Here is a 26578-nt window from a genome sequence, read left to right on the forward strand (position 1 = left end):
GTCCGTGTTCGTCCTGGTAGACATGCAGCGACGCCGGATGGGGGAACCGCGAACGCGAAAGGACATCAGGTGACGAGCGACCGAACCGATCGGACCGAGGTGGAGGTTTCTGCCGGCCTGCCGCTGGAGGGCATCACTGTGGTGAGCCTCGAGCAGGCGGTCGCCGCGCCCCTCGCGACGCGCCATCTCGCAGACCTCGGAGCCCGTGTCGTCAAGGTCGAACGCGTCGGCGACGGCGACTTCGCGCGCGCCTACGACGGTGCCGTGCACGGCCTGGCCGCACACTTCGTCTGGCTCAACCGCGGCAAGGAATCGTTCGCGGTGGATCTCAAGGCTCCCGAGGGCATCGATGCGGTGAAGGCGCTGATCCGCGGTGCGGACGTCTTCTTGCAGAATCTCGCTCCCGGCGCGGTGGAGCGTCTCGGACTCGGTGCCGACGACCTGCGTGCCGACCACCCGGAACTGGTGGTGGTCAACATGTCCGGTTACGGCACCGACGGACCGATGCGCGACCGCAAGGCCTACGACATGCTCGTGCAGTCCGAGACCGGCCTGTGCTCGATCACCGGCACGCCCGAGACTGCGGTGAAGACGGGCATCCCCACCTCGGACATCGCCGCGGGCATGTATGCGCTCACCTCCATCCAGGCGGCGCTGTTGCGCCGGCACCGCACGGGCGTCGGCGCGACGATCGACGTGTCGATGTTCGACGCGACCGCCGAATGGCTCGGTTATCCGATGTACCTGCAGATGTACCAGGGACGCCAGGTGCCACGGATGGGTCTGTCGCACACCTCGATCGCGCCGTACGACAAGTACCCCACCTCGGACGGCGAGATCCTCATCGGCGTGCAGAACGACCGGGGCTGGCGCACGCTCACCGATGTGCTCGGCATGCCCGAACTGGGCGACGATCCGCGTTACGCCACCAATCTCGAGCGGGTGCGTCGCCGCGAGGAGGTCGATGCGCTGGTCGGGCAGGCCACCAAGCAGTTCACGAGCGCGGAGCTCGACGAGAAGCTCGCCGACGCCGGTGTGCCGGCCGCGCAGCTGCGGGATCTACGCGGGCTCATCGAACACCCCCAGCTCGCGACGCGCGACCGCTGGCGTGAGGTGCAGACCGAGGCGGGTCCGGTGCGCGGCATCCTGCCGCCGATGAACTTCCGCGACGTCGAACTGCCGATGGGCGCGGTGCCGGGGCTCGGTCAGCACACCGACACGGTGCTCGCCGATCTCGGGCTCACCGACGAGCAGATCGCGGGTCTGAAGAAGGCCGGCATCGTCGGCTGATCCGCCCCGCTGGTCCGCTCGGCCTCGCCCGCTCGCCAAATGTGCGGCCATAGCGTCCGGTGCTTATAGGTATCCGAAGCGACTGGCATCGTCGATTCTGATGGATCCGCGCTGCTCAACGATTGACGATCCCCGCCGGGTACCGAAAAATGGCCGTACAAACACTCGTTCGACGAGTGCGGGTCGCGATGACCCGATGGGCAAGGAGGCGGCGATGTACGGATCCGGCGACCGTGACTGGGTGGTCGCGGCGCGGTGCCGCGGGGTGGACACGTCGATGTTCTTCCCTCAGCCCGAGGACGGCCGTGGTGCGGTGCTCCGGGCCGAGCGGCAGGCGAAGGAGGTCTGTCGCTCCTGTCCGGTGATCGACGCGTGCCGAGCGCACGCCGTGCGCACCGGAGAGACGCACGGCGTGTGGGGCGGCATGAACTACGCCGAACGGCGAGCCTTCGAACGTGCGATGAAACTCGGTCGCCTCCAGTCGGTCTGACGCTGTCAGTCGACATTGGTGACGGGGATCAGACCACCGGTGACGGAGGCGCCCGCATCGGAGATCAGGAACTCGATGACCTTCGCGATGTCGGCCGGCTTCGACCAGCGGCTCGTGTCGGCGTCGGGCATCGCGGCGCGGTTGGCCGGGGTGTCGATGACGACGGGCAGCAGCGCGTTGACGCGGATGTGGTCGTCGCGGTACTCGAGCGCCATCGTCTCGACCAGCGCCGACACCGCAGCCTTGGAAGCGATGTAGGGGGCGCCGCCCGGGAAGGGGTTGAGCGTCGCGGCGGTGGAGATGCAGACGATCGATCCACCGCCGCGGCGGATCAGGTGGGGCAGCGCCGCCTGGCTGACGGAATAGGCGGTGCGCAGGTTGAGATCGAGCTGGGAGTCGAGGACCTCGATCGGGGTTTCGTGCACCCGCGGTCCCGAGGCGAAGCCGCCGACGAGGTTGACGACGCCGAACAGGGGAGCGTCGGGATCGTCGCACGCCAGGTTCAGGGCGTCCTCGAGCTGCTGCTCGTCGGAGACGTCGGCCTGGACGAGTTGGAGGTTCGGATGCATGCCCACGCGCTCGAGCTCGTCACGGACCAGCCACGGCACCACGACCCGCCATCCGGTGTCGAGGAGATGTTTCGTCACGGCGCTGCCGAGGCCGCCGGTGCCACCACTGACCAATACGGTGCGAGCCATCTGCCTGTATCCCTTTCGAGCGAGCCGTCTGCCGTGCTCCGACCGTACGTCGGTGCTTGAGAGGAACGATACCGCAAAATGGAAATGATGCTCTCATTTTTTTCGGTGGGTGGGACGGACGGCCCCTGAGCTGCAGTGACGGGTGGATGTGCTACCCGCTGAACGACTTCGTACGAAGATCATGACGAATCAACGACGCAAAGTGGAAGGACGGTCGATGACCGACATCGAGGCAGAATTCGTTCACATCGCAGGTCTGCGCGCCTATCTGGCCAGGCCGCTCGGCGGTGCCACCGGAGGAATGCTGCTGCTGCCCATGATCACCGGCATCGACGCCCAGGTCCGCGAGTACGCGCACGACATCGCCGGAACCGGTGTGACCGCGCTCGTCTGGGATCCCTGGCACGGACCGAGCGCCGACGACACCTCGCGCGAGGAACTCGTGGAGTTGATGCGGGGCCTCGACGACGAGAAGTGCGTCGCGGAGATGGCGACCCTGCTCGACCATGCTTTCGGTGAGCTGCGCCTGGAGAAGGTCGGCGTGATCGGATGGTGCCTCGGCGGACGCCTCGCCCTGATCCTCGGCGCCCGCGACACGCGGGTCGCGAACGTCGTGGCCTACCACCCGTCGATCGCGGTGCCGCCCGCCCCGAACCACACGATCGACGCCGTCGAACAGGCAGGTCGCGTCGCTGCACCCGTCATGGTGCTGCACGCCGGCGCCGACACGATCATGAGCGCCGAGACCTTCGCGAACCTGCAGGCGACGCTGCAACAGCGCGAGACCGGCGCGACCATCACCCATGTCTACCCGGGCGCCGAACACGGTTTCTCCTCCCGCGACCGGCACGGCAATCCCGTCAACGCCGACGCCTACGCCGTGTCGTGGCCACAGGCGTTGAGCTTCGTCGGCGACACCGTCCGCTCCTGACGCGTTCGCTACAAAGTTGGCTTTCCGCTGCGGTGATTGCCGGCAATTGCTGTAGCGGAAAGCCGATCTTGTAGCGGATGAGCAGAATTTTCGGGAGAAACGGTTGCACATGCGCGCGTGAGGGCCACGATGGAGCGCATGGCGTCGAGCGCGAAACTCGAACAGGTCGTCATCCGCATCGCCGGCGACTCCGGCGACGGCATGCAACTCGCCGGTGACAGGTTCACCGCCGAGGCGGCGGCCTTCGGCAACGACCTTGCCACACAACCCAACTTCCCCGCCGAGATCCGCGCACCTCAGGGCACTCTTCCCGGGGTCTCGAGCTTCCAGATCCAGATCGCCGACCACGACATCCTCACCGCCGGCGACCGGCCCGACGTGCTGGTCGCGATGAACCCGGCGGCCTTCAAGGCCAACGTCGGCGACCTGCCCCGAGGCGGCACCGTCATCGTGAACAGCGACGAGTTCACCAAACGGAACCTGAGCAAGGCGGGCTACGACGCCGATCCGCTCGGCACCGACGCGGTGGAGTACCTGACCGTCCACGCCCTGCCGATGAGCACGCTCACCGCTGGAGCCGTCGAACCCGCCGGCGTCGGCAAGAAGGATGCGCAGCGCTCGAAGAACATGTTCGCGCTCGGTCTCCTGTCGTGGATGTACGGGAGGCCGATCGCGCCGGTCGAGACGTTCCTCGAGCGCAAGTTCGCGTCGAAGCCCGACATCGCGCACGCGAACGTCCTCGCCCTGCGCGCCGGCTGGAACTACGGGGAGACCACCGAGACGTTCGCCGCAACCTACGAGGTGGCCCGCGCGGCACTGCCACCCGGCACGTATCGGCAGATCACCGGCAACACCGCCCTCGCCTACGGTCTCGTCGCGGCGGGTCGCGCGGCGGGGATGGACGTCTTCCTCGGCACCTACCCGATCACCCCGGCCTCCGACATCCTCCACGAACTGAGCAGGCTCGAACGGTTCGGCGTGCACACCTTCCAGGCCGAGGACGAGATCGCGGGTATCGGCGCTGCGATCGGCGCGTCCTACGGTGGCGCGCTCGGGGTCACGAGCACGTCGGGTCCGGGGATCGCCCTGCAATCCGAGGCCATCGGTCTGGCGGTGATGACCGAGCTGCCGCTGATCGTCGTCGACGTCCAGCGTGGTGGACCGTCCACGGGCCTTCCGACGAAGACCGAACAGGCCGACCTGGTGCAGGCGATGTTCGGCCGCAACGGCGAATCGCCCGTCGCGATCGTCGCTCCGCAGTCACCCGCCGACTGCTTCGACGCCGCACTCGAAGCCGCGCGCATCGCCATCACCTACCGCACCCCGGTCATGCTGTTGTCCGACGGTGCGATCGCCAACGGATCCGAACCGTGGCGGATCCCCGACATCGACGACCTGCCCCGCATCGATCCGCGCTTCGCCGCGTCGCCGGGTGACGACGATCCCGGCTACCTGCCCTACGCCCGCCACGCCGACACCCTCGCGCGCGACTGGGCGACACCCGGCACCGCAGGTCGCGAGCATCGGATCGGCGGACTCGAGAAGGCCGACGGCACCGGCGACATCTCGTACCACCACACCAACCACGAGCTGATGACCCGACTGCGGGTCGCGCGGGTGGCCGGCATCGACGTCCCGGATCTCGACGTCGACGACCCCACCGGCGACGCCGAGGTGCTCGTGCTCGGCTGGGGTTCGTCGTACGGGCCGATCGGGGAGGCCGTGCGTCGCGCCCGGCGAGCGGGGCATGTCGTCGCCCGCGCGCACCTCCGGCACCTGGCGCCGATGCCGAAGAATCTCGGCGACGTGCTCGGCCGCTACCGGCGCGTGCTGGTCCCGGAGATGAACCTCGGTCAGCTGTCCTTCCTGCTGCGGTCGCGGTTCGATGCCGACATCCAGCCGGTGACGAAGGTATCCGGCATGGCGTTCCGCGCCGACGAACTCCACGACGCCATCGAAGCCGAGTTCGCCGGAACACTCGCCGACACCGAACGATCCCGGACGCCGGCCGCGGTCGCCTCGTCGACGAAACTCGACCCGACAGCAGAGAGGGCACGAGCATGACCGGACTCCTCGGCCACGATCTCGGACTCCGCCCGCACACCGACGCACTCGACGGTGTGCCCCGGACGGACGACCCACAGAAGGCGAAGGACTTCACGTCCGACCAGGAAGTGCGGTGGTGTCCGGGTTGCGGCGACTACGTCATCCTCGCGACGGTCCGCAGCCTGCTGCCCGAATTGGGTGTCCGGCGTGAGAATCTCGTGTTCGTCTCCGGTATCGGATGCTCGTCGCGCTTCCCCTACTATCTCGACACCTACGGTGTGCACTCGATCCACGGACGCGCCCCGACACTCGCGACCGGTCTGGCGGTGACGCGTCCGGATCTGTCGGTGTGGGTCGTGACCGGCGACGGCGACGCCCTGTCGATCGGCGGCAACCATCTCGTCCACGCCCTGCGTCGCAACGTGAACATGCGGATCCTGTTGTTCAACAACCGGATCTACGGCCTGACCAAGGGGCAGTACTCGCCGACCTCGGAGGTCGGCAAGGTCACCAAGTCCTCACCCGGTGGGTCGGTCGACGCGCCGTTCAACACCCTGTCGCTCGCGCTCGGCGCCGAGGCGTCCTTCGTCGCACGTGCTCTCGACTCCGATCGCGCCGGACTGACGGAGGTCCTGCGCGCGGCGGCACACCATCGCGGTGCGGCCTTCGTCGAGATCCTGCAGGACTGCCCGATCTTCAACGACGGCTCGTTCGACGTGTTGCGCAAGGACGAAGCGCCGTCGCACCTGATCCCGCTGCGGCACGGCGAACCGATCATCTTCGGCGTCGACGACGAGCGGTGCGTCGTCCGAAAGGGTTTCGGTCTGCGTGTGGCGCAACGCTCCGAGGTGGACGCCGCCGACATCGTCGTGCACGACGCGCACACCGACGACCCCGAATACGCGTACGCGCTGTCGCGGCTGTCGGACCAGGACCTTCGTTACGTCGTCACGGGGATCGCGCGGCAGGTCGGGCGGACGACCTACGACGACGCGGAGCGCGCTCGGGTGCGGACCGCGCGGGAGTCCGGCACCGCCGACCTGCAGCAGTTGCTGCGGGGCGACAACACGTGGACCGTGCCCTGATGCCCGTATTCGCTACCGTCCTGGCTATTCGCCGCCGCAATTGCTGTGGCGGATGGTCGAAGTCGTTGCGGATCGGGCATCTGTGAACAATTTGTTGACAACAACTTGTTCACGCGTCATCCTGGGATCATGTCCGAGGAAGGTTTCACTCCACCCGATCCGAGTCGCGAACGCGCCCATCGTGAGTACGCGGGGCTGTTCCGGATCGCCGAACGGCACGGCAGCACTCCCGAACAACGGGCCAGGCAGTCGCACCCCGAGATGCTCGACTCGCTCGGCGCCATCCGTCTCGTCGCGGCACTGGCGGGCGGCGTGCACAGTCCCGGCCCCGACGAACCCGAGGTCGACGACGCCGACGTCATCGCCGCGCTCGGCCTCGTCCCGAAGGCGCGCGCCGAGATGGACCAACTCGAGGCGCTGATCCTCCGCATCGCGCGGGAGCGCGGGATGACCTGGCAGGAGATCGCTTTCGGCCTCGGTCTGGGAAGCACCCAGGCGGCCCGGCAGCGCTACGAGCGCCTCGTCAAACGAGTTGATGCATAACGACGAAACCGACATTGTTCGCGATTTTCCAAACGATTTCGCGCACAACGTCGGTTTCGGCAGGGGCTGTCAGGCCATGAGTGCGGTGAACCGCCAATCCAGCACGGGCGCCGGCTCGGCACCGCCGCGGTTGCCATTCGCGGCACCGCCGCGGTGCGCGTAGACGACCGACCGCAGGTTCAGCACGCCACCGCCCTCGGCGAGGGGCTCGGCGGATTCGACGTGCAGGTCGCTGGTGAGGGTGTCGCCCTCCTGCACCGGACCGGTGTGGTCGCACGCCTTCCAACCCAGCACCGTCACGAGATTCGGCAGCGCGCGCGTCGCCTGCGAGAAGGCCAGGCCGATGGTGTGGCCGCCGTACACGAGACGACCCGACGCGCCGACCCGCTCGTCGTGGTGCGTCGCCGCGATGTTGAGGCTCAGGCGCGCGAGTTCCGGTGCGCTCGAGACGACATCGCCGCTGGACTGCAGCACGGCACCGGCGAGGGACTTGTCGAAGTGCTCGCCCGGCACCTTCGACCGGTAGACATCCAAATTCCAGTCGGCGGGCGCGGACCACTGCGGTTCGTCCTGCGGTCCGATGGCCGAGAGGTCGTCGGAGTGCACGACGCGGTCGGGGTCGGGGTTCTCCCTCAGCGGCAGCATCGCGCAGCGGTAGAAATCGAGGACGGTGTTGCCGTCCTGATCGACCGTGTTCATGCGCAACGCCGCGAGACCGGTGGGCCTGCGTCCGGGCTTCGCCGAATTCTCCTTCAGTCCCACGACTTCGGTGGTGGTGTAGAGGGTGTCGCCGATGTGCGGGAAGCGGCGGAAACGCAGGCCGCGGTAGAAGAGGTTGGCCTTGACGTGGTGCGTGACGAGCGTGGACTGCCCGATCGCGATGTCGGTGACGAAACCGGCGTGCGCGACCGGCCCACCCGCGACGGCGGCCGAGAGGTGCTTGTCGAGCGGAAGACGCAGGCGGTCACCGAGAATGCTCTGGTGCGCGGCGGCGAGGCCGTCGGTGAGCGTCACGGCGGGGGCGGTGTCGAAGACCTGGCCGACGGTCAGTTCGTCGAAATAGGGTCCGCCGACGTACGAGGTGGTCATGGCTTTCAGGCTCCGATCTTCGACAGGGTGCGGCGGGCGGCGACGGCGACGGCCTCGTCGAGCATCTGCCCGTCGAGCTGGGCGGCTCCGGCGCCGCGGTTCTCGGCTTCCTCGAGCGCGTCGAGAACCTTGCGGGCGGCGTCGACCTGATCGTCGGTGGGGGTGAAGGCCGCTGCCGCAGAGGTGATCTGCGCAGGGTGGATGACCCACTTTCCGTCGAATCCGAGATCGGACACCCACTGCGCCGAGTGACGGAAGGCGTCGTCGTCGGCGATGCCGAGGAACGGGCCGTCGATCGCCTGGACACCCGCAGCGCGGGCGGCGTGCAGCACGCGGTCCTGCACGTAGAGCCAGTGCTCGGGCGCGGCGGTGCGGGCGCGGCCCAGGGAGGCGCCGAGGTCGGCGTAGCCGATGATCACGCCGGCAACCCGGGGCCCGGCGACGATCTCGTCGATGCGCTGCACGCCGGCAGGGGTCTCGATGAGGGCCTGCACCGGGACGGTCGAATCGCCGAGGATGCGGTCGGCCTCGACGAGGTCGTCGGCGCTCTCGACCTTGGGGATCACGATCGAGGCGAGGGCGTCGCCGAGTGCGGCGCACGTGCGCAGGTCGTCCTCGAACCAGGGGGTGCCGCGTCCGTTGATGCGCACGGAGACGGTGCGTGCGGCGCCGTGTTCGCGGACCAGGGGAGCCACGAGTTCGCGGGCGGCGTCCTTCTGGGCGGCGGTGACGGCGTCCTCGAGGTCGAGGACGACCTCGTCGGCGGCGGAGGCGAGGGCCTTACCGGCTTTGCGTTCGTCGGATCCGGGGGCGACGAGAACGGCGCGCCGGCGGAGGTGTTGCTCGGAAGACACGGGGACCTCGGGGAGTTCGGTCGGCAATGACGGCGCTAAATGTACGGCCATTGTTGGCGGTATGCCACCCCACGGAGAGGTGTGCTCATAGGAAGGTGCAGTCGTTCGTATCGTCGAAAACTCTGCAATCACGCCTTCGAATGACGGTCTTTGCGTTGACAACGTCCGAACTCGGTCCACAAAATGGCCGTACAAAGTTTGCCGGGTCCGTGTGGCCCGTCCCCAACGAAGGATGCCCCGTGACCTACCTGAACGACGAAGAGACTTTTCTGGTCGAGACCGTCCGCGACTTCATCGATCGGGAGGTCAAGCCGTCGGTGCAGGAGGTCGAGCACGCCAACGAGTACCCCGAGAAGTGGATCGAGCAGATGAAGCAGATCGGCATCTACGGGCTCGCCGTGCCCGAGGAGTACGGCGGCTCGCCGGTGTCGATGCCCTGCTACGTCCAGGTCACCGAGGAACTCGCCCGCGGATGGATGTCGCTGTCGGGTGCGATGGGCGGGCACACCGTCGTCGCCAAGCTGCTGACCCTGTTCGGCACCGAGGAGCAGAGGAGCAAGTATCTGCCCAAGCTCGCCACCGGTGAGATCCGGGCGACGATGGCGCTGACCGAGCCCGGCGGCGGCTCCGACCTGCAAGCGATGACCACGACCGCCAAGCGTGACGGCGACGAGCTGGTCATCAACGGTGCCAAGACGTGGATCACCAACGCGCGTCGCTCGGGGCTGATCGCGCTGCTGTGCAAGACCGACCCCACCGCGCAGCCGCGCCACAAGGGCATCTCCGTCGTGCTCGTCGAGCACGGCCCGGGCCTGACCGTCTCACGCGACCTGCCCAAGCTGGGTTACAAGGGCGTCGAGTCGTGCGAGCTGAGCTTCGACAACTACCGCATCTCCGTCGACGCGATCCTCGGCGGCGAGCCCGGCAAGGGCTTCGCCCACATGATGAAGGGCCTCGAGACCGGCCGTCTGCAGGTCGCCTCCCGCGCCCTCGGTGTCGCGACCGCTGCACTCGAGGATTCCCTCGCCTACGCGCAGCAGCGCGAGAGCTTCGGTCAGCCGATCTGGAAGCACCAGTCCATCGGCAACTACCTGGCGGAGATGGCCACCAAGCTCACCGCCGCGCGGCAGCTGGCGCGCTACGCGGCGGAGAAGTACGACAGCGGCGAGCGCTGCGACATGGAAGCCGGTATGGCCAAGCTGTACTGCTCGGAGATCGCGATGGAGATCGCCCTGAACGCGGTGCGCATCCACGGCGGCTACGGCTACTCCACCGAGTACGACGTCGAGCGCTACTTCCGCGACGCGCCGCTGATGATCGTCGGCGAGGGCACCAACGAGATCCAGCGCAACGTCATCGCGAGCCAGCTCGTAGCACGCGGCGGACTGTGACGACCGGCCGCTAGGATCGGTCCGTCATGGACTACAAGGTGCGGGAAACGGAACCGGCCTACGCGCAACTCGCGCGCCAGCTCCGGGAGGCCGTCGAGGCGGGACGGTACAGCGACGGCACGCGGCTGCCCACCGAGGCCGAACTCGCCGAGGAACACGGCGTGAGCCGGCAGACGGTGCGTCGCGCCTTCCAGGATCTCGTGGCCGACGGCATCGTCTACCGTGTTCCCGGCCGCGGCACCTTCGCGAACGAGTCGGGCCGGCGTTATCGGCGCCAGCTCGGCTCGATCGAGGATCTGCTCGCTCTGTCGGCCGACACGGTCATGCAGATCGTCTCGCCGTTGCGGCGCGGGGTCGACATCGATGCGGCGAGCCGGCTCCGCCTCGACACCGACGTGCTGTACACCGCGGTCTTCAAGCGTCTGCACGACGGAATCCCGTTCGTCCTCACCACCGTTCATCTGCCCGAGCACGTCGCGGCACACGTGCTCGATTCGCCCGAGCTGCAAGCGGGCGCGTCGAGTCGGAACACGATGATCGGCCTGCTCGAACCCCATCTCGACAGTCCCATCGTCGAAGCCGCACAGTCCATCACGGTCGCGCTCGCCACCGAACAGGTGGCGAGCGAACTGAATTGTGAAGTAGGACATCCCTTGCTGCGCGTCGACCGGTTGTACTCGAACGACGATGGCGTGCCCACCGAGTTGTCGGTGAGTTACTTTCTGCCCGAGCACTACACCTATCGCGTCACCCTCAGGCGAGCCGGTCTCTGACCGTCGCCGCACATCGACAGGAGCAACAATGCGGGTTCTCAACGGAATCGACGAGGTCGAGAAGGCCGTCGGCGAGCACCTCGGCTACAGCGATTGGCTCGAGATCGACCAGAAGCGCATCGACCTGTTCGCCGAGGCCACCGGTGATCACCAGTGGATCCACGTCGACCCCGAGCGTGCGAAGGACGGCCCGTACGGCAAGACCATCGCCCACGGTTACCTGACCCTGTCGCTGCTGCCGGTGCTCGGCACCCAGATCTTCTCCCTCGAGGGCCTGAAGATGAAGGTCAACTACGGCAGCAACAAGGTTCGCTATCCCGCGCCGGTCCCCGTCGGCTCGCGGATCCGTGCCGGCGCCGAGTTCACATCGCTCGAGCGCACCGCCAAGGGTGCGAACCTCGTCGTCGGATACACCATCGAGATCGAGGGTGGAGAGCGCCCGGCGCTGGTCGCCGAGACGGTGGTCGTTCTCGTCCCCTGATCGTCAGGAGATCTCGATCCGGAGGATGCGGTCGTCGTCGTCGGCCGGGCTGCCGCGACCGTCCCGATTGGACGTCGTCAGCCACAGTGAGCCGTCCGGCGCGGCGACGACGGTCCGCAATCGTCCGTACTCGCCGACGAAGAAGTCGGTCGCGGTGACTGCGGTGTCCTGCACATCAGTATCCGGGATATCGATGCGCCAGAGGCGTTCTCCGCGCAGGCCTGCCATCCACAGGCTGCCGTCGAACCATGCCAGGCCCGACGGCGACGCCTGCGAGACCGGCCAGGTGAGGACCGGATCGACGAATTCGCCGGAGCCCCCGGCCCCTTCGGTCACGGGCCAGCCGTAGTTCGCACCGGCCGTCACGAGATTCAGCTCGTCGACGTCGTTCTGCCCGAACTCCGACGCCCACAACCGTCCCCGGCCGTCGAATGCGAGTCCCTGCACGTTGCGGTGACCGAGCGAGTACACCGGCGACGCCGGATCCGGGTTGTCGGGCGCGGGTTCGCCGTCGCCGGTGATGCGAAGAATCTTGCCGCCGAGTGATTCCGGATCCTGGGCGAGTTCGCGCTCGCCCGCCTCGCCGGTCGCGACGTACAGCATCCCGTCGGGACCGAAGATCATCCGCCCGCCGTCGTGGATCCGTCCGGCCGGGATACCGTCGAGGATCACCTCCGGTTCGGCGAGCGTGGTGCCGTCGAAAACGGCTCGGAGTACCCGGTTGTCGCTGCCGGTTGTCACGTACAGGTACACGAAGCGGTCGGTGTCGAAGGTCGGCGACACCGCGATTCCCAGCAGTCCCGATTCGCCCTGCGCGAGGGTCTCTCCGACGCGACCGACCTCGCGGACCTCGCCGTCGGTGATCTCGACGATCCGGCCGGTGTTGCGCTCGTTCACCAGTGCAGAACCACCGGGAAGAAAAGCAACTCCCCACGGAGTGTCGAGACCGGACGCGACGGTGCCGGTCACGCGCGGAGTACCCGTCCCGGGCGTCGAGGGCTCGGTGACGGTACGGCTCACCCGGGCGGTGCCCTCGTCGACGGACGGACTCGACGGGGACGCACATGCCCCGAGGTACACGGCTGTTGCTGCGGCGGCCAAGCCGGCGAGAAGTGTCCGCGACATGGGTCGATCCTCTCTTACCGAGGTCCGTTCCGTCGGCGAATTCCCGGCGCTCGGAGTCAGGACGAGAACGCGAGCCGGACCTGGGTCCTGCCGAGCACCCGCCGGTCGTCGACGGATACGGTGATATCGATCCGTGCGGTGCGCTCCGCCTCGTCGCGGCGGGCGACCCTCGCAGACACCGACAGGACGGCACCGTACATCGGGTCGACCACAACGGGTCGCGTGAACCGTGTCTCGTAGGAGACGACCACGGTGGGATCGCCGAGCCGTTCCGTGAGGCTCTGCAGGGCGAGGGCTGCGGTGAGCATTCCCTGGCAGAGCACGCCGGGGAGCCCTTCGCCGGCCGCGACGACGTCGTCGTAGTGGATCGGGTTGAAGTCGCCCGAGGCACCGGCGTAGCGGACCAGATCGCTGCGGGTCACCGTCAGTTCGGTCTTCGCGATGACCGCACCGACCTCGAGTTCGTCGAATCGTAGTGCGGTGCCGAGTGTCATGCGTCGTCTCCTCGGTGAAGCAGTGTCGAAGTGACTACCGCGACCAGATCGTCCGTGTCGTCCCGGATCTCGCAGATCGTGGACAGGATGTGGTTGCCGGCGCGTTCGGTGACCTCCGTGATGGTGAGCGTCGCGGTCAAATCGTCGCCGGCCACGATCGGGCGCCGGTGCTCGACCTTCTCCGACCCGTGCACCACCCGGTGCAGCTCGAGACCGGTACCCGGCGTCTCCAGAAGCTGTGTCACCGACGGACTCTGGACGACGGTGGTGAAGGTCGTAGGAGCCACGACATCAGGGAAGCCGGCGGCCCGGGCTGCCTCCGGGTCGAGATGGATCGGATGCGTCGATCGGACGGCGCGGGCGAATTCCCGGATCTTCTCCCGGCCGACGAGATAGGACGTCGGCGGAAAGATGCGTCCGGCAAGGTCGGGGTTCAGCGGCATCAACGCAGCGTAGCGACGTGCGGGGAGGATCGGTGTCGTGTTCGTGACCTACACGCCGAATTCGAGGTGATCGTGTGGGGGACCGTCTCGGGATCACGTGTTGCACCCTCGTGCCGCGACCTTCCATCGCTCGACTACCGCGTCGCCGGAGACCGTGATCAACTCGTCCGCGAGGTTCACGGCATTGCACACGTGGTTGGGGATCACCCGCACCCTGTCGCCGAGTTGTGGGCGGGTCGATGCCTCCGGCCACTGCACCGTCGCGTGATGCTCCGACAGTGCGGTGATGCGCGCGTCCGGTTCCCCGAGGATGCGTCCGTACCCCGTGGCCCACGCGGCTCGATCGGCGCCGAGCGCCTTGGAACCGGCATCGAGCACGATCACCTCGTCGCGAGCGGAAACGACGGTCGCCAGGGCGGTCAGCGCGATGTCGGATTCGCTCACCGCGCCGAGTTCGAGTTGCTGCGCATCACCGAAGACGTACACGCCGGGACGCAACTCGGTTGCAACCGTGGGCACGTCGAGATGTGCCGTGGGGGAGGAACCCCCACTGATCACGGTCGGCTCGATCCCCGCTGCTCGTAGCGACGCCGCTGCTGCCGCCAGTGCGTCGGCTTCCTCCCGTGCTGCGCTGTCGGGCGCGTCGGGTGCGTACGAGTGGCCGGGGAAGGTGAAGACGCCGCGCACGTCGAGGCCCGCCTCGCGGGCCGCCGACGCCACGGTTCCGGCCTGTTCGGGCAACACGCCGGTGCGGTGGTGCCCGCTGTCGATCTCGACGAGCACCCCGATCGCGGTGCCGGCGTGCTCGACGAATTGCCGGGCTCCGGTCGCGGAATCGATCCCGACCGTCAGGCGCACCCGGTCGGTCAACGCGCGCAGCCGTGCACCGCGGGCAGCGTCGACCCACAGCGGGTACGCGACGAACAGGTCGTCGAAACCCTCGTCGGCGAAGACTTCGGCTTCGGAGACGGTCGCGACCGTCAGGCCGCGGGCTCCCGCACCGAGCTGGCGTCGTCCGATCTCGGAGCACTTGTGCGTCTTCGCGTGGGGTCGCAGCGACAGGCCTCGTGAGGCGGCGGACTGCGCCATCCGCGCGATGTTGCGGTCGAGGATGTCGCGGTCGACGAGCAGTGCCGGGGTGGTGTCGAGGTCCATGGCCGAACCGTAGACCTGCCGGACTGAACGCCGACGTCGATGCCTATCACGAGTCGCCGCTCGAGGAGTTCGGCGGAATCCGCCGCATGGTCAACCGCAATGACCGCGCGGTGACGGCGACGGCGGTCGCCGGCCGGGTGGTCTTCCGCGACGGCGAGTTCGTGCCCGGTTACGGACATACCGTCGGCACCGGCCGGTTCCTGCGCGCCGGGGTGGAGGAGCGCGGACCCGCGCCGATGCGCATCTCGGCGGGTGAGCCCGTCGCGTGAGTGCATCCGTAGTACGCCGTACCCAGCAGGAGCGCAGGGAGGAGACGATCGGCCGCATCCTCGACGCGACCATCACTGCCCTCGCCGAGCTCGGCTATACCGCGACCACGATCGGTGAGGTGTGCCGGCGCTCGGGGGTGTCGTCGGGTGGGGTGTTCCGGCACTGCCCCACGCGACTCGACCTGATGATCGCGGCGGCCGACGCCGTCCGGGAACGCCAGTTCGCGAACTTCGAAGCGGGTCTCGCGGCGCTCGGCGACGAGCACGCGGACATCTCCGAGTCCTGCGGGTGTGCCTCGAACTGCTGCGCACCGCCTGCCGGGCCCCGATGAACGCAGCCTGGTACGAACTGCTCGGCGCGGCGCGCACCGACCCGGCGTTGCGGGAGCATCTAACGCCGATGGCCGAGCGCTACCACGCCCAGATCGTCGATCTCGGCAGGTCGCTGCCTGTCGCGGCACGGTTCCCGGCCGACGTCTTCGACACCCTCCTGCTGTCGCTCGTGCACATGTTCGACGGCGAAGCGCTGGCGTCGACGGTGCATCCGCAGCCGGAACTCGAGGTGCGACGGATCGAACTGATGGCCCGGATGTCGGCGCTCGTCACATCTGACATAAGTTCGAATAATGAGCAATAGTGGATCTGCTCCTCAGTGGTTCGTCGACGCCCTGGCCACACCCGTCGAGACCGGGAAGGTCGAGGCAGCCGGTGCGACCATCGCCTACCGGGCGTGGGGCGAATCCGGTCTGCCGGGCATCGTGCTGGTCCACGGCGGCATGGCGCATTCGGGGTGGTGGGACCACATCGGCCCGCAGCTTGCCGCCGGACGTCGTGTCGTCGCGCTCGATCTGAGCGGTCACGGCGACAGTGACCACCGCGAGCACTACACCCTGGAAGCGTGGTCCGCGGAGGTCGTCGCTGCGGCCCGCGCCGGCGGTATCAGCGGTCCACCGGTCCTCATCGGTCACAGCATGGGCGGGATCGTCTCGTTCGCCGCCTCACATCTCCACGGCGACGAACTCGCCGGTGTGGTGATCATCGATTCGCCGATCCGCGACATGACGCCCGAGGAACTCGAGATGCGCGCGAAGGCCGTCGCGAACGCCGGACCGCCGAAGGTGTACGCCGCGGCGGAGGACGCCGTCGCCCGATTCCGCCTCGTGCCGCCGCAGGACGACGCCGAACCCTACGTGCTCGAGCACATCGCCCGCGGATCGCTGAAGCAGGTCGACGGCGGCTGGTCGTGGAAATTCGACAATCTCCGCATGGGACGTGAGGGGCGCCGTAGCCTCGAGGCGATGAGTCCGGGATGCGCCGTCGCCTACTTCCGCTGCGAACGCGGCATCATCGACGACGCGCTCTACGGGCGGATGGTCGACAATCTGGGTCCTGATGCGTTGTTGATCGATCTTCCGGCCTCGGGCCACCATCCGATGATCGATCAGCCGCTGGCCGTCGTCGCCGCAGCCCGGACGCTGCTGGCAGTCTGGGGGAGATGACCGCATGAATCCGCTCCGACCGGTCGCCGTCCGTATCGGAGCGTTGCCGTGGTTGCCGCGGTATTCACAGCCGATCATCGCGGTGGACAAGACCATCCAACGGGCCACGCGCGGCAAGGTCACCCTGCTCGCGATCGCGGGACTGCCCTCGCTCGTGCTCACCGTGAAGGGCCGCAAGAGCGGGGTGCCGCGGTCCACACCGCTGCTGTGTGTGCCGCACGACGGGGGATGGCTCGTGGTGGGGTCGAACTGGGGACACCCGAAAGCCCCGTCCTGGGCGATCAACCTGCGCGCGGCCGACCAGGCGCAGGTGCTGTACGACGGGCACGAGCACGCGGTGTCGGTGCGGATCGCGGAGGGCGACGAACGCGCGCGGCTGTGGCAGGTGCTGCTGCAGACGTGGCCGAACTACGCGCTGTACGCGAAGCGCACCGACCGGGTGCTCCCCGTCTTCGTACTGACGTCGCTCGAGTCCTGATCGCAGGTCAGAGCGGGCGGTCGGCTTCCTCGACGCTCACCGGCCTCCGCCGTTCGCGCAGCAGGTGCCGCGCCGCCCAGTCGAGCCAGAACCCGAGGAAACCGATCACGACGATCACGGCCATGACCTGGTCGTAGGCGAGCTGGTCGCGGGCGTTGAGGATCTGGTAGCCGAGACCGGACCGCACGCCGAGCATCTCGGCGGGGACGAGCACGACCCACGCGATACCGAGACCGACCCGCAGACCGGTCTGCACCTGCGCGCGGATGGCCGGCAGGACGACGGTGGTGAGCAGTTCGAGTCGCGTCGCACCGAACGAGCGGGCCACCATCAGATAGCCCTGGTCGATGCCGTGCACACCGGCCGCCGTGTTGATGACGATCGGCCAGATCGCGGCGGCGGCGATGAGGAAGAAGACGGGCTGGTGGCCGATGCCGAACAACGCCACGGCGATCGGCGCCCACGACAGCGGCGAGATCATCCGCAGGAACTGCATGATGGGCATCGTCGCGCGCTCGACCAACGGGTTGAGTCCGATCAGCAACCCGAGCGGGATGCCGAGCGTCGCGGCGATCAGCAGACCCACCAGCAACCGCCACAGGCTCGCGAGCGTGTCGGGCAGCAGGACGCCGCGTGCGAACAGGTCGACGATCGCCGGGAAGACGTACTGCGGGGCGAAGTCCCGCACGAGCGAATCCGGCGCGACGAGCACCGTCGTCACCAGCCACCACAAGGCGATCGCGATGACGATGGCGACGGCCTGGGGGACGAGGGGCAGCTGCCGGACGGTGCGGGCCGTCTCCGGCGCCGTGCCGGTCGGGGCGCTCACGAAGGATCGACCTCCTCTGTGCGGGTGAGATCGGAGGGAAGGCCGAAGGCATCGGTGCCATCGACGCGGGTGAGGGATGTGCGGACGAAGCGGTCGTCGACGAGGTCGTCGTGCACCGTCGCAGGGTCGAGACGAGAGAGGAACCGCGTGTCGCCGTCGACGACGGTGTCGTGCATCGCCTCGATCAGTGCCGCGGTGAAGGTCGGGAAGGGGAACGGCTGGTACCCGATGCGTTGCGGCTGCCACTGCGGGTGCACCGTGCCGGCCTCGCGGTCGGGATAGGTGAGGGCCTTCGTGATCGCGGGCAACGGCTGCGGAAGGTATCCGGCGGACAACATCGCGGCCGCGGCCTGACGGTCGGCGCCGATCTGCAACTGGGCGGAGACCACCGAGTCGGTGAGGGACTGTACGGCGACGGGGTCGCGTTCGATCAGGTCCTCGTGCACGAGCAGGGCGCAGCACGCGTGGTCGCGCCACACATCACCGAGGAAACGGTGGATCCGCCCCACCCCGCGGACCTCCGCGGCGGCGTTGAACGGATCGGCGACGGTGAACGCGGCGATCGAGCCGTTCGCCAGGGCCGGGATCATGTCGGACGGACCCATCACGACGAGGCCCACGGTACGGGCGGACTTCGACGGCGCCTCCCGCACGACCGGTGTCAGTCCGTGCGCCCGCAACAGCTGTTGCAGAGCGATGTTGTGGATCGACCACCAGAACGGGATCGCCACCGTCTGACCTGCGAGATCGCTCAGGTCGGTGATGTGCGGGGCGACCGTCAGCGCCGAGCCGTTGGTGTGGTTCCAGCCGAGGATCCGCACGGAACTACCCAGGCTGTACCGCAACTGGACCGCCATGGGCATGAGCAGGTGCACGACGTCGACGCGCCGGCTGATGAAGGCCTCGGCGAGCGACGCCCAACTGCGGAAGAGCACCGGCTTCGCGGAATCGACGACGCCGGAGGGATACAGGCTCGACCCGTGCGCGACGAGCAGCGGCGCGGCGTCGGTGATCGGCAGGTAGCCGATGCGCAGTTGCCCCGTGCGATTGGCGCGGTCGGTGGTCGCGGTGCGCGCGAGGTCGATCGTGCCGGCGATACCCCCGGCTGCCGCGAGGCCGAGCGCACCGCGCATGAGGGTGCGACGGCTGAACAGGCCCGGATCGGTCATGTCGCGGACAGCGACGAATCGCGGTAGTGCGCCAGGATGGCCGGACGCAGCGCGTCGCGGTCGAGCGCAGACATGCCGCCGAGCGTCCATTCCTGCTGCACCACACCCGAACTCCCGAACAGTGCGATGCGGTCGGCGAGTTCGAGCGCCTCGTCGATGTCGTGGGTGACGAGGACCGTCGTGAAACCGAGATCGCGCGCGAGTTCGCCGAGCCACGACCGCAAATCGGAGCGGGTGGCCGGGTCGAGGGCGCTGAACGGTTCGTCGAGCAGCAGCAGTCGCGGACGCACCGCGACGGCGCGGATGACGGCGATGCGCTGGGCCTGACCACCGGACAGCTGGTCGGGGTAGTAGCCGGCGAGCGCGGAGAGGCCGAAACGCTCGAGGAGCGAATCGGCGTAGGCGGTGTCGAACCGCTCGCGGTGCGCGGCGAACCGTCCACCGAAGGCGATGTTCTCGCGCACGGTGAGCCACGGCATCAGGAAGGGCTGTTGGAAGACCATCCCGGTGTGCGGACGGTTGTCGCCCTCGGTGTCGGGCCAGTCGACGGAACCGCGATCGAGGTGATCGAGACCCGCGACGATCCGCAGCAGCGTCGACTTGCCGCTACCGCTGCTGCCGAGCACCACGAGGAACTCGCCGGTCGCGATATCCAGATCCACCCCCTGGAGAACCGGGCTACGGCGACCGGCGAAACTCTTGTATCCGTTCGCTATTCGTACTGCGACAGTTCCCACCGCAGCTGTCCTTCCGACGGCGATTGAATGGGCAGGAAGGCCGCCTCACGGAATCGGCGGTTGGTGGCGCTGGCCGTCGCGTATCCGGCACCGCCGCGCAGTGTCGCTTCGAGGCGGGTCGCGGCGACGGCGACGACCGAACCGTCGAGACGCAGGCGGATGAACTCCGCAGGAGCGATCGAGGTGGGATCGGTGGCGAAGCGGTACAGCCGTTCGCGCAGTGACTCGTACTGCGCCGAAAGCTCTTCGTACTCACCGGTGAACTGCTCGCCCAGTCCGTGCAGACGGCCGACGGCCTCAGTGAGCGATGCGCGTGCCATGCCGACGCAGAACGAGGTCTGCAGCATCATGAAGGTGGGCCGGATCGAACCGCAGAAGTTTGCGAGATCCTCGGTGAGGATGTGCGACTGCGGAATCCGCACACCGTCGAGCTTCAGCGAGGTCGACGACGTGGCGCCGAGCGCGAGCAGTTCGGGTGAATCCGCGATGGTGATGCCCTCGGCGTCGGCGCGGACGACGGCGACGAGGCGATCACCGTCGGCGGTGCGGGCCGGGAAGACGATCACCGAGTCGGGAAAGACGTTGGACGCCCAGTGGATCGGGCCGGTGACGGTGATGCCGTCGTCGGTTCGTTCGGCGACGAGGGGGAGCTCGCCGAGACCGGCAAGATGCTTGAGCGCCGCGGCCATGGCGGTGACGCCGATCGTGCGGCCGGACGCGAGGTCGTCCCGGTAACGATCGCGCAGGAACTGCGGTGCGCGATCGATGTATTCGAGCGCCATGCGCTGCGCCCACAGCGAGAAGCCGACGGTGAGCGATTCGGCGGCGACCTCGTCGATGACCGCGACCATCTCGGAGAGACACTCCCCGCTCAGCCCCTTGCGGAGCAGGCCGAGCTCGCCTGTACGGGCGATGTCGGTGCGGATGTCGGTTTCTCCGCGATCGAGAGCAGCTGCGCGATCGCGTACGAACTCTGCGATCGCCGCGCGCGGTTCCTCGCTCGTCCGGTCAATGGCCGCGGTCATCGGATGCTTATCCTTCGAGGGAGTGGAGACGGTCGATGGGCGTGCTGACGACCTCGCGGGCGCGCACGACGGCGGCCTCGTCGGGGGCGTTGTAGAAGCACAGGCACTTGTCCATGTCCTCGCGGACGTAGGTGCGCAGGAAGCTCACCTCGGGGACGTCGGCGTACTTCGGTGAATTCGCCTTCTTGCGCGCGAGGTAGGTCTCCATGTCGATGGTGTCGGGGATGTCCCACTCGACGAGGTAACCGGCCTCGGGGCGGGTGGCCTTGATCTGGTCGAGCTCGGCGCCGACCAGACGGACCTCGTTCGGGCCGACGATCTCGGCGACATCGAGGGAGGCCGACTCGAGCTGGGCGGGGCGGCAGGCGTCGAACTCGGCGATCGCGAAGACACGCGTGCCGCCAGTGGTGACCTGCGATTCGATCAGTTCGCCGCCGGCGGCGACGACAGCATCGTCGAAGGCCTTGATGGCAGCTTCGGCCTGGCCCTCGGTGGGGACGAGTTCGTAGAGATACAGCGACATGGGGTCACCTTCCGGGAAAGCGGGTTGGAACTGTGACCGGTCCGGGCACGGCGGGGCGCCGTTTCGTCTTCGGACGGGGCGACTACGGCATGCGGCGCACGCAGACGAGGCCGGTCAGAGAGAGGAGCGACAACACGCAGCAGTCGACACCCGCACGAGATCCACGTGCAGGCGGCGAGTCAGAAGGCTGTGTGTCACGTGCTTCACCGTACTGTGAATAGAACGGTCTGTCTATCGCGCCCTGTCCGTTACTCTGGGTACGTGCGTACGTTCGTCGAGAGTGAATCGATCGGCACTCCGAAGGGCACGGCCGGTCCGAAGGGGAGAGCCGAGCGATCGCCGTCCAAGCCCTCACCCTCCACACGTCTGCTCGACACCGCGAGCACGCTCTTCGCCGAGCACGGCATCCGTGCGGTGGGCATCGACCGCATCCTCGCCGAGGCCGGCGTCGCCCGCGCGAGCCTCTACTCGTCGTACGGGTCGAAGGATGCACTGGTGCTCGCCTATCTGGAGGATCTCGACCAGCGCGACCGGCAGCGGTGGCACGCCGCCGCCGAACCGCTCGACGATCCGATCGCGAAGATCCTCACCTTCTTCGATCTCGCGATGCAGTCGGCGCCGAAGAAGAACTTCCGGGGATGCCAGTACGCCAACGCCGCGACGGAATTCCCCCAGGATCCTCTCGAACCGGTGCTCGCGCACCGGGAATGGCTGAATTCGACGCTCGTCGACCTGCTGAATCTCGCCGGGGCGACCGAATCCGAGGTGGTGGCCGGGCGCGTGCAACTGATCTACGACGGTGCCTTGTCCGGCAGCAAGTTCGAGCACTCCGTCGAACCGATCCGGCTCGGCCGCGACATGGCTGCAGCGATCATCGAGACGCACCTCCCCCGCTGACCCGGGGTCCGCGTCGACCCGTGGACTCAGCCTGCCGAGTTGCTCCGCTGCTGTGTGCGGCGCTCCGTGGTCGCGGAGATTGCCGGCCGCGGCACGAGAGCGCGGAAACACACGCTGGCCAGGACGAAGGTGCCGAGCGTTCCCAGCACCGCGGCAATGCCCGTCGAACCGGGACGGTCGTCGATGGTGTAGTCGGCCAGTGCGCTGTCGGCGAGCCGATGTTCCTCGACGTCCCGTGCCATGCAGTCGCCTGTGAGATCCTCGGCGAGCGAGTCGATCTCGCAGCCGCGTGAGGTGGCCACCTCGAGAGCGCCGGGGGTGTCGACGGCGAGCGGCGCGAGGATCCCCGCGACGACGAGCGAGGTGAACGCCAGGCCGATGAACAGCGTCCCGCGAGCGCGCGGACGCGGAGGCGGGGGCGGCGAGGCGGTCGCGTCGAGAGGATTGACCGGAAGCCGGGTGAGATGGACGGATTCCGGGGAGATCCGCGCAACGGCGAGCACGACGGCGGCCGTCACCACACCCTCGACCAGCCCGACGGGAATGTGCGTGGCGTAGAGGAATCCGATGTTCGACACCGGAACCGCAAAGGTGCCGCCGAGGGCGTACTCGACGACGAAACCCGTCACCGCCGCAAGGACCGAGACGAACCCTGCGACGAACGAGACCAGACCGAGCATGACGAACCGCCGCACCCCGTGGTGTTCGCACAGTGCGCGCAGCACCGTCGCGGCGAGGAAACCGGCGGCGATGGCGACGAGCACCATGTTCGTGACGTTGGCGCCCAGTGCCGACAGGCCGCCGTCGGCGAAGACGAAGGCCTGCACCACGAGGACGATCGTCAATGCGACCGCACCCACGAACGGGCCGAGCAGGATCGCCGCGAGCGCGCCGCCCACGACGTGGCCGCTCACGTCCGGCAGCACCGGAACGTCGACCACCTGCAGGGCGAACAACAGGGCGCAGACCACCGCCGCAGTGGGCACCGACCTCTTGCTCAGGTCGCTGCGTGCGTACCAGGCGGCGATGCTGACCCCGATCACGGCGATGACGAAGAACCACGCGGACGCGCGGTCGGCGATCAGGCCGTCGCCCATGTGCAGGGCGAGGACGTCCGTGCCGGCAAACCCACTCGAATCGACCATCTCCGATGTCCCTCTCGCCGACGGAGTGCTCTGCGGCGAAGGCTAGTACCGGCATCGGGGGAGGCGGAGCGTTTTCGAGAGCTCGGCGGGACGGGAGCCTGGGCAAAAAGTGAAACCCGTTCTATATTTGCGTCATGTACGAGTGGTCCGACACAGACCTCATGTTCCGCGATGCGCTTCGCGGTTTCATCGAGAAGGAAATCCGCCCGCACGTCGACAGTCTCGAATCGGGAGAACTGCCGCCGTACGACATCATCCGGAAGTTGTACGCGACTTTCGGCATCGACGAGATGGCCCGTGAGTCGCTCGAACGCGCCCTCGCGAAAGAGGAACGCGGAGAGAAGCCTTCGGGGTCGTCCGGTGGTACCGGCGGGTCGCCGGGGATGGCGGCGTTGCTCAACATCGAGATCGCCGGGGTGAGCCTCGGGCTCATCGCCTCGCTGGGCGTCAGCCTGGGCCTGACCGCGGGCACGATCCGCAGCCGCGGCACCCTCGCGCAGAAGAAGCGATGGCTGCCCGAGTTGGTGACCTTCGAGAAGGTCGGAGCGTGGGCGATCACCGAACCCGATTCGGGTTCGGACGCCTTCGGCGGGATGAAGACGACGGTGCGCCGCGACGGGGAGGACTACGTCCTCAACGGCCAGAAGACCTTCATCACCAACGGTCCGTACGCCGACGTGATCATCGTGTACGCGAAGCTCGACGAGGGCGACTCCTCGGTGGATCGCCGCGACCGCAAGGTGCTCGCATTCGTGCTGGACAAGGGCATGGAAGGGCTCACCCAGAGCCCGCCCTTCAAGAAGATGGGCATGAACTCCTCGCCGACGGGCGAGCTGTTCTTCGACAACGTGCGCCTGACCCGCGACCGGCTGCTGGGTGAGACCGAGGACGGCGGTCGCAGCGACGGCAAGGACAGCGCGCGCGAATCCTTCGCCACCGAACGTATCGGCATCGCCTATCTGGCCCTGGGCATCATCGAGCAGTGTCTGAAGCTGTGCACCGAGTACGCGAAGTCGCGGAAGCTGTGGGGCAAGGAGATCGCACAGTTCCAGTTGATCCAGCTCAAGCTCGCCGAGATGGAGATCGCGCGGGTGAACGTCCGCAACATGGTCTTCAGCGCGATCGAACGCACGCAGGCGGGGAAGCCGGTGAGCCTGTCGGAGGCGTCGGCGATGAAGCTGTACTCGTCGCGGGCTGCGACCGAGGTGGCGATGGAGGCCGTGCAGCTGTTCGGAGGAAACGGATACATGGCCGAATTTCGCGTCGAACAACTCGCGCGTGATGCGAAATCGTTGATGATCTACGCCGGTAGTAACGAAATTCAAGTAACACATATCGCGAAGGGATTGCTCGCACAGTAAGCCCTGAATACGACCGCTCGAAATTAGCAAAAAGGACAATTTTCGGAGGGGGGATGACAATTCCCCCACTGTGTCGACTATTGTTCGCCATGAGAAAAGTTATGCCGGTCGCCGACGAGGGGAGCGACCGGTCCGGAGGGGAGTCCGAGCGGAAATCGGGGGAGCGATGTACGCGGAACGAAGGGACGGCGAAAAGCCGTCGGTCACGACGGACGGCAGGAGCGCTCGCGCAGAGCGCACCCGGCAGGCCGTCATAGAGGCTCATATCGCGCTGATCAGGGCGGGAGAGCTCAAACCCACAGGGGCGCAGATCGCCTCGCGGGCCGGGGTGTCCCTGCGATCGTTGTGGGGACACTTCGGCGACCTCGAGACATTGTTCGCCGTCACCGGCGCCGAGCTGATGCGGCGCCAGGTCGACGCCTACGAGCCGATCGATCCGTCGCTGCCGCTCGAGGAGCGGATCGACGCCTACTGCAGGCAGCGGGCGGAGATGCTCGAATACATCGCGCCGTTCGCACGGTCGTCCGAGATCCGGGTGCCGTTCTCGCGCGAGTTGCAGCGCAACCGCGTGCGTTATCTCGACCGGGCGCGATACGAGATCGGGGCGTTGTTCTCCGACCAGTTCGAGGGCGTCGACGGCACCGTCCGCACCCACATCGAGAACCTGCTGGGTGTGTCGACGACCTGGCCCACCTGGGTGTCGCTGCGGGACGTACTGCGTTTGCCGGTGCCCGAAGCCGTCGAGGTCATGAAGCGGTCGGTGTCGGCGCTGCTCGCGGAGGCATCCGGAGCCGGCCGGCAGCAGGCGGTGGCCCGTGTTGCGCAGGAGAAGGCCGCGGTCGCACCGCACCGGAGGGCGCAGCAGTCCCGGCCGGTGCCGGCGATGACACCGCGGGAACAGGTCGTCGTCCCGGCCTGAGCGCCCGGCCTGAGCATCAGAGCGTGTCGGTCGGTTTCCGACCGGCGCGTGCCGAGAGAAAGGTCTCGACCGCAGGCAGCGCGGCCGAGACCGTCTCGGCATGGTCCACCCCGCGCAGGATCGCGAGTCGCGCACCGGGGACGGTGCGCGACAACGCGCGGGTGTCCTCCACGCGCAGGCGATCGTCCGACCCGACGACGGCGAGCACGGGCACGTCGATGTCGGCGAGCATCTCGTCGTCGATCCCCGGTTCCCGATTCGACCGGCGGAAATAGGCGGCGAGAGCCTGCGCGTCGTTCTTCAGGAAGGCCGAGCGCGTCGCGGGATCGACCGGCGTGCGACGCCGCTCCTCCCAGGCACGGACGAAACCGTCCATGCCCTCGCGCTCGAGCACGTCGACGGTGCCGGGGAAGAACATCGCGTCCATCGATCCCGCCTGGGGGCGTGCGCTCCCGCCGAGCAGCGTCAGACTCGACAGTCTGTCCGGAGCGTCGACGGCGAGCGCGAGTCCCGCACGGGCGCCGAACGAATAGCCGACGTAGTGCACCCGGTCGACCCCGGCCGCATCCAGGACGGCCAGCAGGTCCCCGACGATCGCGTCCATCGCGTAGGCGTCCTCGTCGTGAGGGGTGTCGCTGCGGCCGTGCCCACGCAGGTCGGGCATGACCAGCCGGAAATCCCCGCTGAGCGCCTTCACGTAGCCGAAGGCCCGCCACACCGCCGACGACAGGGCACTGCCGTGGACCAGCAGCACGACCGGTGCCCCCTCGGGACCTGCCGTGGTGAACCGGATCCGGGTGCCGTCGGCGGGATTCGTCGCGTGGCTCATCCCAGCAGTA

The 26578-nt window shown here is 67.9% G+C and carries 29 protein-coding genes and 2 pseudogenes; 16 read left to right on the forward strand and 15 right to left on the reverse strand.

Features of this window, described 5'->3' with window-relative positions; genetic code table 11:
* The first annotated feature begins 69 nt into the window (after window positions 1-69).
* Both NVV99_RS09645 and NVV99_RS09650 read left to right on the forward strand, forming a co-directional pair.
* Entirely contained in the window at window positions 70-1290 is a 1221-nt protein-coding gene (locus NVV99_RS09645; protein WP_024102091.1) for a CaiB/BaiF CoA-transferase family protein, read from the forward strand.
* Between the two features lie 196 nt (window positions 1291-1486).
* A complete protein-coding gene (locus NVV99_RS09650) occupies window positions 1487-1780 on the forward strand; it encodes a WhiB family transcriptional regulator (protein ID WP_016692367.1) in 294 nt (97 codons plus the stop codon).
* Window positions 1781-1785: 5 nt separating this feature from the next.
* Here the strand turns inward: NVV99_RS09650 and NVV99_RS09655 are convergent, their stop codons facing one another.
* On the reverse strand, window positions 1786-2478 hold the full coding sequence (locus NVV99_RS09655) for an SDR family NAD(P)-dependent oxidoreductase (protein ID WP_024102090.1): 693 nt from the start codon (window positions 2476-2478) through the stop codon (window positions 1786-1788).
* Window positions 2479-2695: 217 nt separating this feature from the next.
* Between NVV99_RS09655 and NVV99_RS09660 the strand changes: the two genes are divergently transcribed.
* From NVV99_RS09660 to NVV99_RS09675, 4 genes are all read left to right on the forward strand, one after another.
* Complete coding sequence (locus NVV99_RS09660) at window positions 2696-3409, forward strand: dienelactone hydrolase family protein (RefSeq protein WP_024102089.1); 714 nt, start codon at window positions 2696-2698, stop codon at window positions 3407-3409.
* Window positions 3410-3538: 129 nt separating this feature from the next.
* Complete coding sequence (locus NVV99_RS09665; protein ID WP_024102088.1) at window positions 3539-5473, forward strand: 2-oxoacid:acceptor oxidoreductase subunit alpha; 1935 nt, start codon at window positions 3539-3541, stop codon at window positions 5471-5473.
* Window positions 5470-6540: a 2-oxoacid:ferredoxin oxidoreductase subunit beta gene (locus NVV99_RS09670; protein ID WP_024102087.1), complete on the forward strand. Its 1071-nt coding sequence runs from the start codon at window positions 5470-5472 to the stop codon at window positions 6538-6540. The genes NVV99_RS09665 and NVV99_RS09670 overlap by 4 nt, the downstream gene beginning before the upstream one ends.
* Before the next feature lie 129 nt (window positions 6541-6669).
* Entirely contained in the window at window positions 6670-7083 is a 414-nt protein-coding gene (locus tag NVV99_RS09675; RefSeq protein WP_024102086.1) for a hypothetical protein, read from the forward strand.
* A gap of 69 nt (window positions 7084-7152) precedes the next feature.
* Here the strand turns inward: NVV99_RS09675 and NVV99_RS09680 are convergent, their stop codons facing one another.
* Both NVV99_RS09680 and NVV99_RS09685 read right to left on the reverse strand, forming a co-directional pair.
* Window positions 7153-8172: a MaoC family dehydratase gene (locus tag NVV99_RS09680; protein WP_024102085.1), complete on the reverse strand. Its 1020-nt coding sequence runs from the start codon at window positions 8170-8172 to the stop codon at window positions 7153-7155.
* Between the two features lie 5 nt (window positions 8173-8177).
* Complete coding sequence (locus NVV99_RS09685) at window positions 8178-9053, reverse strand: CoA ester lyase (protein WP_051424858.1); 876 nt, start codon at window positions 9051-9053, stop codon at window positions 8178-8180.
* 212 nt (window positions 9054-9265) lie between these two features.
* On the opposite strand from NVV99_RS09685, the gene NVV99_RS09690 reads away from it, so the two are divergent.
* The 3 genes from NVV99_RS09690 to NVV99_RS09700 are packed head-to-tail and all read left to right on the forward strand — an operon-like array spanning window position 9266 to window position 11671.
* The gene (locus tag NVV99_RS09690; protein WP_024102083.1) at window positions 9266-10417 is read left to right on the forward strand and encodes an acyl-CoA dehydrogenase family protein; all 1152 of its coding nucleotides are present in this window, start codon (window positions 9266-9268) and stop codon (window positions 10415-10417) included.
* Window positions 10418-10443: 26 nt separating this feature from the next.
* Window positions 10444-11190, forward strand: a complete 747-nt coding sequence (locus NVV99_RS09695; RefSeq protein WP_024102082.1) for a GntR family transcriptional regulator — start codon at window positions 10444-10446, stop codon at window positions 11188-11190.
* Between the two features lie 28 nt (window positions 11191-11218).
* A complete protein-coding gene (locus tag NVV99_RS09700; protein ID WP_006553710.1) occupies window positions 11219-11671 on the forward strand; it encodes a MaoC family dehydratase in 453 nt (150 codons plus the stop codon).
* Window positions 11672-11674: 3 nt separating this feature from the next.
* Here NVV99_RS09700 and NVV99_RS09705 read toward each other — a convergent pair whose 3' ends face one another.
* From NVV99_RS09705 to NVV99_RS09720, 4 genes are all read right to left on the reverse strand, one after another.
* Window positions 11675-12796: a sorbosone dehydrogenase family protein gene (locus NVV99_RS09705; RefSeq protein ID WP_024102081.1), complete on the reverse strand. Its 1122-nt coding sequence runs from the start codon at window positions 12794-12796 to the stop codon at window positions 11675-11677.
* A gap of 56 nt (window positions 12797-12852) precedes the next feature.
* The gene (locus NVV99_RS09710; protein WP_260782820.1) at window positions 12853-13290 is read right to left on the reverse strand and encodes a MaoC/PaaZ C-terminal domain-containing protein; all 438 of its coding nucleotides are present in this window, start codon (window positions 13288-13290) and stop codon (window positions 12853-12855) included.
* The gene (locus NVV99_RS09715) at window positions 13287-13733 is read right to left on the reverse strand and encodes a MaoC family dehydratase N-terminal domain-containing protein (RefSeq protein ID WP_019290845.1); all 447 of its coding nucleotides are present in this window, start codon (window positions 13731-13733) and stop codon (window positions 13287-13289) included. Before NVV99_RS09715 ends, NVV99_RS09710 begins: the two co-directional genes overlap by 4 nt.
* Before the next feature lie 93 nt (window positions 13734-13826).
* Window positions 13827-14888 carry an alanine racemase gene (locus NVV99_RS09720; RefSeq protein WP_024102079.1) on the reverse strand — a complete coding sequence of 354 codons (1062 nt, stop codon included), beginning with the start codon at window positions 14886-14888 and terminating at the stop codon, window positions 13827-13829.
* A gap of 14 nt (window positions 14889-14902) precedes the next feature.
* On the opposite strand from NVV99_RS09720, the pseudogene NVV99_RS09725 reads away from it, so the two are divergent.
* The 4 genes and pseudogenes from NVV99_RS09725 to NVV99_RS09745 form a co-directional block, all read left to right on the forward strand.
* Window positions 14903-15157 (forward strand): annotated as a pseudogene (locus tag NVV99_RS09725) (hypothetical protein); the annotation flags it as partial.
* Window positions 15154-15794 (forward strand): annotated as a pseudogene (locus tag NVV99_RS27100) (TetR/AcrR family transcriptional regulator). The pseudogenes NVV99_RS09725 and NVV99_RS27100, both read left to right, overlap by 4 nt.
* Entirely contained in the window at window positions 15784-16656 is an 873-nt protein-coding gene (locus NVV99_RS09740; protein ID WP_024102077.1) for an alpha/beta fold hydrolase, read from the forward strand. The pseudogene NVV99_RS27100 and the gene NVV99_RS09740 overlap by 11 nt, the downstream one beginning before the upstream one ends.
* Before the next feature lie 4 nt (window positions 16657-16660).
* Window positions 16661-17134, forward strand: coding sequence for a nitroreductase family deazaflavin-dependent oxidoreductase (locus tag NVV99_RS09745; RefSeq protein ID WP_024102076.1), 474 nt, complete (start codon window positions 16661-16663; stop codon window positions 17132-17134).
* A gap of 7 nt (window positions 17135-17141) precedes the next feature.
* On the opposite strand, the gene NVV99_RS09750 is transcribed toward NVV99_RS09745, so the two are convergent.
* The 6 genes from NVV99_RS09750 to NVV99_RS27260 form a co-directional block, all read right to left on the reverse strand.
* A complete protein-coding gene (locus tag NVV99_RS09750; RefSeq protein WP_006553699.1) occupies window positions 17142-17963 on the reverse strand; it encodes an ABC transporter permease in 822 nt (273 codons plus the stop codon).
* The gene (locus tag NVV99_RS09755; RefSeq protein WP_024102075.1) at window positions 17960-19132 is read right to left on the reverse strand and encodes an ABC transporter substrate-binding protein; all 1173 of its coding nucleotides are present in this window, start codon (window positions 19130-19132) and stop codon (window positions 17960-17962) included. Before NVV99_RS09755 ends, NVV99_RS09750 begins: the two co-directional genes overlap by 4 nt.
* Window positions 19129-19869 (reverse strand): ABC transporter ATP-binding protein, encoded by a 741-nt coding sequence (locus NVV99_RS09760; RefSeq protein WP_024102074.1) that lies wholly within the window; start codon window positions 19867-19869, stop codon window positions 19129-19131. The genes NVV99_RS09755 and NVV99_RS09760 overlap by 4 nt, the downstream gene beginning before the upstream one ends.
* Window positions 19845-20894, reverse strand: coding sequence for an acyl-CoA dehydrogenase family protein (locus NVV99_RS09765; RefSeq protein ID WP_024102073.1), 1050 nt, complete (start codon window positions 20892-20894; stop codon window positions 19845-19847). The genes NVV99_RS09760 and NVV99_RS09765 overlap by 25 nt, the downstream gene beginning before the upstream one ends.
* Before the next feature lie 7 nt (window positions 20895-20901).
* Window positions 20902-21417, reverse strand: coding sequence for a DUF4242 domain-containing protein (locus tag NVV99_RS09770; RefSeq protein ID WP_016694511.1), 516 nt, complete (start codon window positions 21415-21417; stop codon window positions 20902-20904).
* 114 nt (window positions 21418-21531) lie between these two features.
* On the reverse strand, window positions 21532-21624 hold the full coding sequence (locus NVV99_RS27260; protein WP_369011260.1) for a putative leader peptide: 93 nt from the start codon (window positions 21622-21624) through the stop codon (window positions 21532-21534).
* 159 nt (window positions 21625-21783) lie between these two features.
* Between NVV99_RS27260 and NVV99_RS09775 the strand changes: the two genes are divergently transcribed.
* A complete protein-coding gene (locus tag NVV99_RS09775) occupies window positions 21784-22314 on the forward strand; it encodes a TetR/AcrR family transcriptional regulator (protein WP_242411753.1) in 531 nt (176 codons plus the stop codon).
* 26 nt (window positions 22315-22340) lie between these two features.
* Here NVV99_RS09775 and NVV99_RS09780 read toward each other — a convergent pair whose 3' ends face one another.
* A complete protein-coding gene (locus NVV99_RS09780) occupies window positions 22341-23459 on the reverse strand; it encodes an energy-coupling factor ABC transporter permease (RefSeq protein WP_024102071.1) in 1119 nt (372 codons plus the stop codon).
* 134 nt (window positions 23460-23593) lie between these two features.
* Between NVV99_RS09780 and NVV99_RS09785 the strand changes: the two genes are divergently transcribed.
* Window positions 23594-24820 carry an acyl-CoA dehydrogenase family protein gene (locus NVV99_RS09785; protein ID WP_024102070.1) on the forward strand — a complete coding sequence of 409 codons (1227 nt, stop codon included), beginning with the start codon at window positions 23594-23596 and terminating at the stop codon, window positions 24818-24820.
* 166 nt (window positions 24821-24986) lie between these two features.
* On the forward strand, window positions 24987-25739 hold the full coding sequence (locus tag NVV99_RS09790; protein ID WP_024102069.1) for a TetR/AcrR family transcriptional regulator: 753 nt from the start codon (window positions 24987-24989) through the stop codon (window positions 25737-25739).
* 16 nt (window positions 25740-25755) lie between these two features.
* Here NVV99_RS09790 and NVV99_RS09795 read toward each other — a convergent pair whose 3' ends face one another.
* Complete coding sequence (locus NVV99_RS09795; RefSeq protein WP_024102068.1) at window positions 25756-26568, reverse strand: alpha/beta fold hydrolase; 813 nt, start codon at window positions 26566-26568, stop codon at window positions 25756-25758.
* Between the last annotated feature and the right edge of the window lie 10 nt (window positions 26569-26578).

The sequence above is a fragment of the Rhodococcus sp. PAE-6 genome (genome assembly GCF_025290685.1).
Lineage (GTDB): Bacteria > Actinomycetota > Actinomycetes > Mycobacteriales > Mycobacteriaceae > Rhodococcus > Rhodococcus pyridinivorans.

Excerpts from the sequence above, each read along its gene's own strand:
- NVV99_RS09650 (WP_016692367.1), top strand. The coding sequence starts at position 1,487 with ATGGGCAAGGAGGCGGCGATGTACGGATCCGGCGACCGTGACTGGGTG.
- NVV99_RS09655 (WP_024102090.1), bottom strand. The coding sequence starts at position 2,478 with ATGGCTCGCACCGTATTGGTCAGTGGTGGCACCGGCGGCCTCGGCAGC.
- NVV99_RS09660 (WP_024102089.1), top strand. The coding sequence starts at position 2,696 with ATGACCGACATCGAGGCAGAATTCGTTCACATCGCAGGTCTGCGCGCC.
- NVV99_RS09665 (WP_024102088.1), top strand. The coding sequence starts at position 3,539 with ATGGAGCGCATGGCGTCGAGCGCGAAACTCGAACAGGTCGTCATCCGC.
- NVV99_RS09670 (WP_024102087.1), top strand. The coding sequence starts at position 5,470 with ATGACCGGACTCCTCGGCCACGATCTCGGACTCCGCCCGCACACCGAC.
- NVV99_RS09675 (WP_024102086.1), top strand. The coding sequence starts at position 6,670 with ATGTCCGAGGAAGGTTTCACTCCACCCGATCCGAGTCGCGAACGCGCC.
- NVV99_RS09680 (WP_024102085.1), bottom strand. The coding sequence starts at position 8,172 with ATGACCACCTCGTACGTCGGCGGACCCTATTTCGACGAACTGACCGTC.
- NVV99_RS09695 (WP_024102082.1), top strand. The coding sequence starts at position 10,444 with ATGGACTACAAGGTGCGGGAAACGGAACCGGCCTACGCGCAACTCGCG.
- NVV99_RS09700 (WP_006553710.1), top strand. The coding sequence starts at position 11,219 with ATGCGGGTTCTCAACGGAATCGACGAGGTCGAGAAGGCCGTCGGCGAG.
- NVV99_RS09705 (WP_024102081.1), bottom strand. The coding sequence starts at position 12,796 with ATGTCGCGGACACTTCTCGCCGGCTTGGCCGCCGCAGCAACAGCCGTG.
- NVV99_RS09710 (WP_260782820.1), bottom strand. The coding sequence starts at position 13,290 with ATGACACTCGGCACCGCACTACGATTCGACGAACTCGAGGTCGGTGCG.
- NVV99_RS09715 (WP_019290845.1), bottom strand. The coding sequence starts at position 13,733 with ATGCCGCTGAACCCCGACCTTGCCGGACGCATCTTTCCGCCGACGTCC.
- NVV99_RS09720 (WP_024102079.1), bottom strand. The coding sequence starts at position 14,888 with ATGGACCTCGACACCACCCCGGCACTGCTCGTCGACCGCGACATCCTC.
- NVV99_RS09740 (WP_024102077.1), top strand. The coding sequence starts at position 15,784 with ATGAGCAATAGTGGATCTGCTCCTCAGTGGTTCGTCGACGCCCTGGCC.
- NVV99_RS09745 (WP_024102076.1), top strand. The coding sequence starts at position 16,661 with ATGAATCCGCTCCGACCGGTCGCCGTCCGTATCGGAGCGTTGCCGTGG.
- NVV99_RS09755 (WP_024102075.1), bottom strand. The coding sequence starts at position 19,132 with ATGACCGATCCGGGCCTGTTCAGCCGTCGCACCCTCATGCGCGGTGCG.
- NVV99_RS09765 (WP_024102073.1), bottom strand. The coding sequence starts at position 20,894 with ATGACCGCGGCCATTGACCGGACGAGCGAGGAACCGCGCGCGGCGATC.
- NVV99_RS09770 (WP_016694511.1), bottom strand. The coding sequence starts at position 21,417 with ATGTCGCTGTATCTCTACGAACTCGTCCCCACCGAGGGCCAGGCCGAA.
- NVV99_RS09780 (WP_024102071.1), bottom strand. The coding sequence starts at position 23,459 with ATGGTCGATTCGAGTGGGTTTGCCGGCACGGACGTCCTCGCCCTGCAC.
- NVV99_RS09785 (WP_024102070.1), top strand. The coding sequence starts at position 23,594 with ATGTACGAGTGGTCCGACACAGACCTCATGTTCCGCGATGCGCTTCGC.
- NVV99_RS09790 (WP_024102069.1), top strand. The coding sequence starts at position 24,987 with ATGTACGCGGAACGAAGGGACGGCGAAAAGCCGTCGGTCACGACGGAC.
- NVV99_RS09795 (WP_024102068.1), bottom strand. The coding sequence starts at position 26,568 with ATGAGCCACGCGACGAATCCCGCCGACGGCACCCGGATCCGGTTCACC.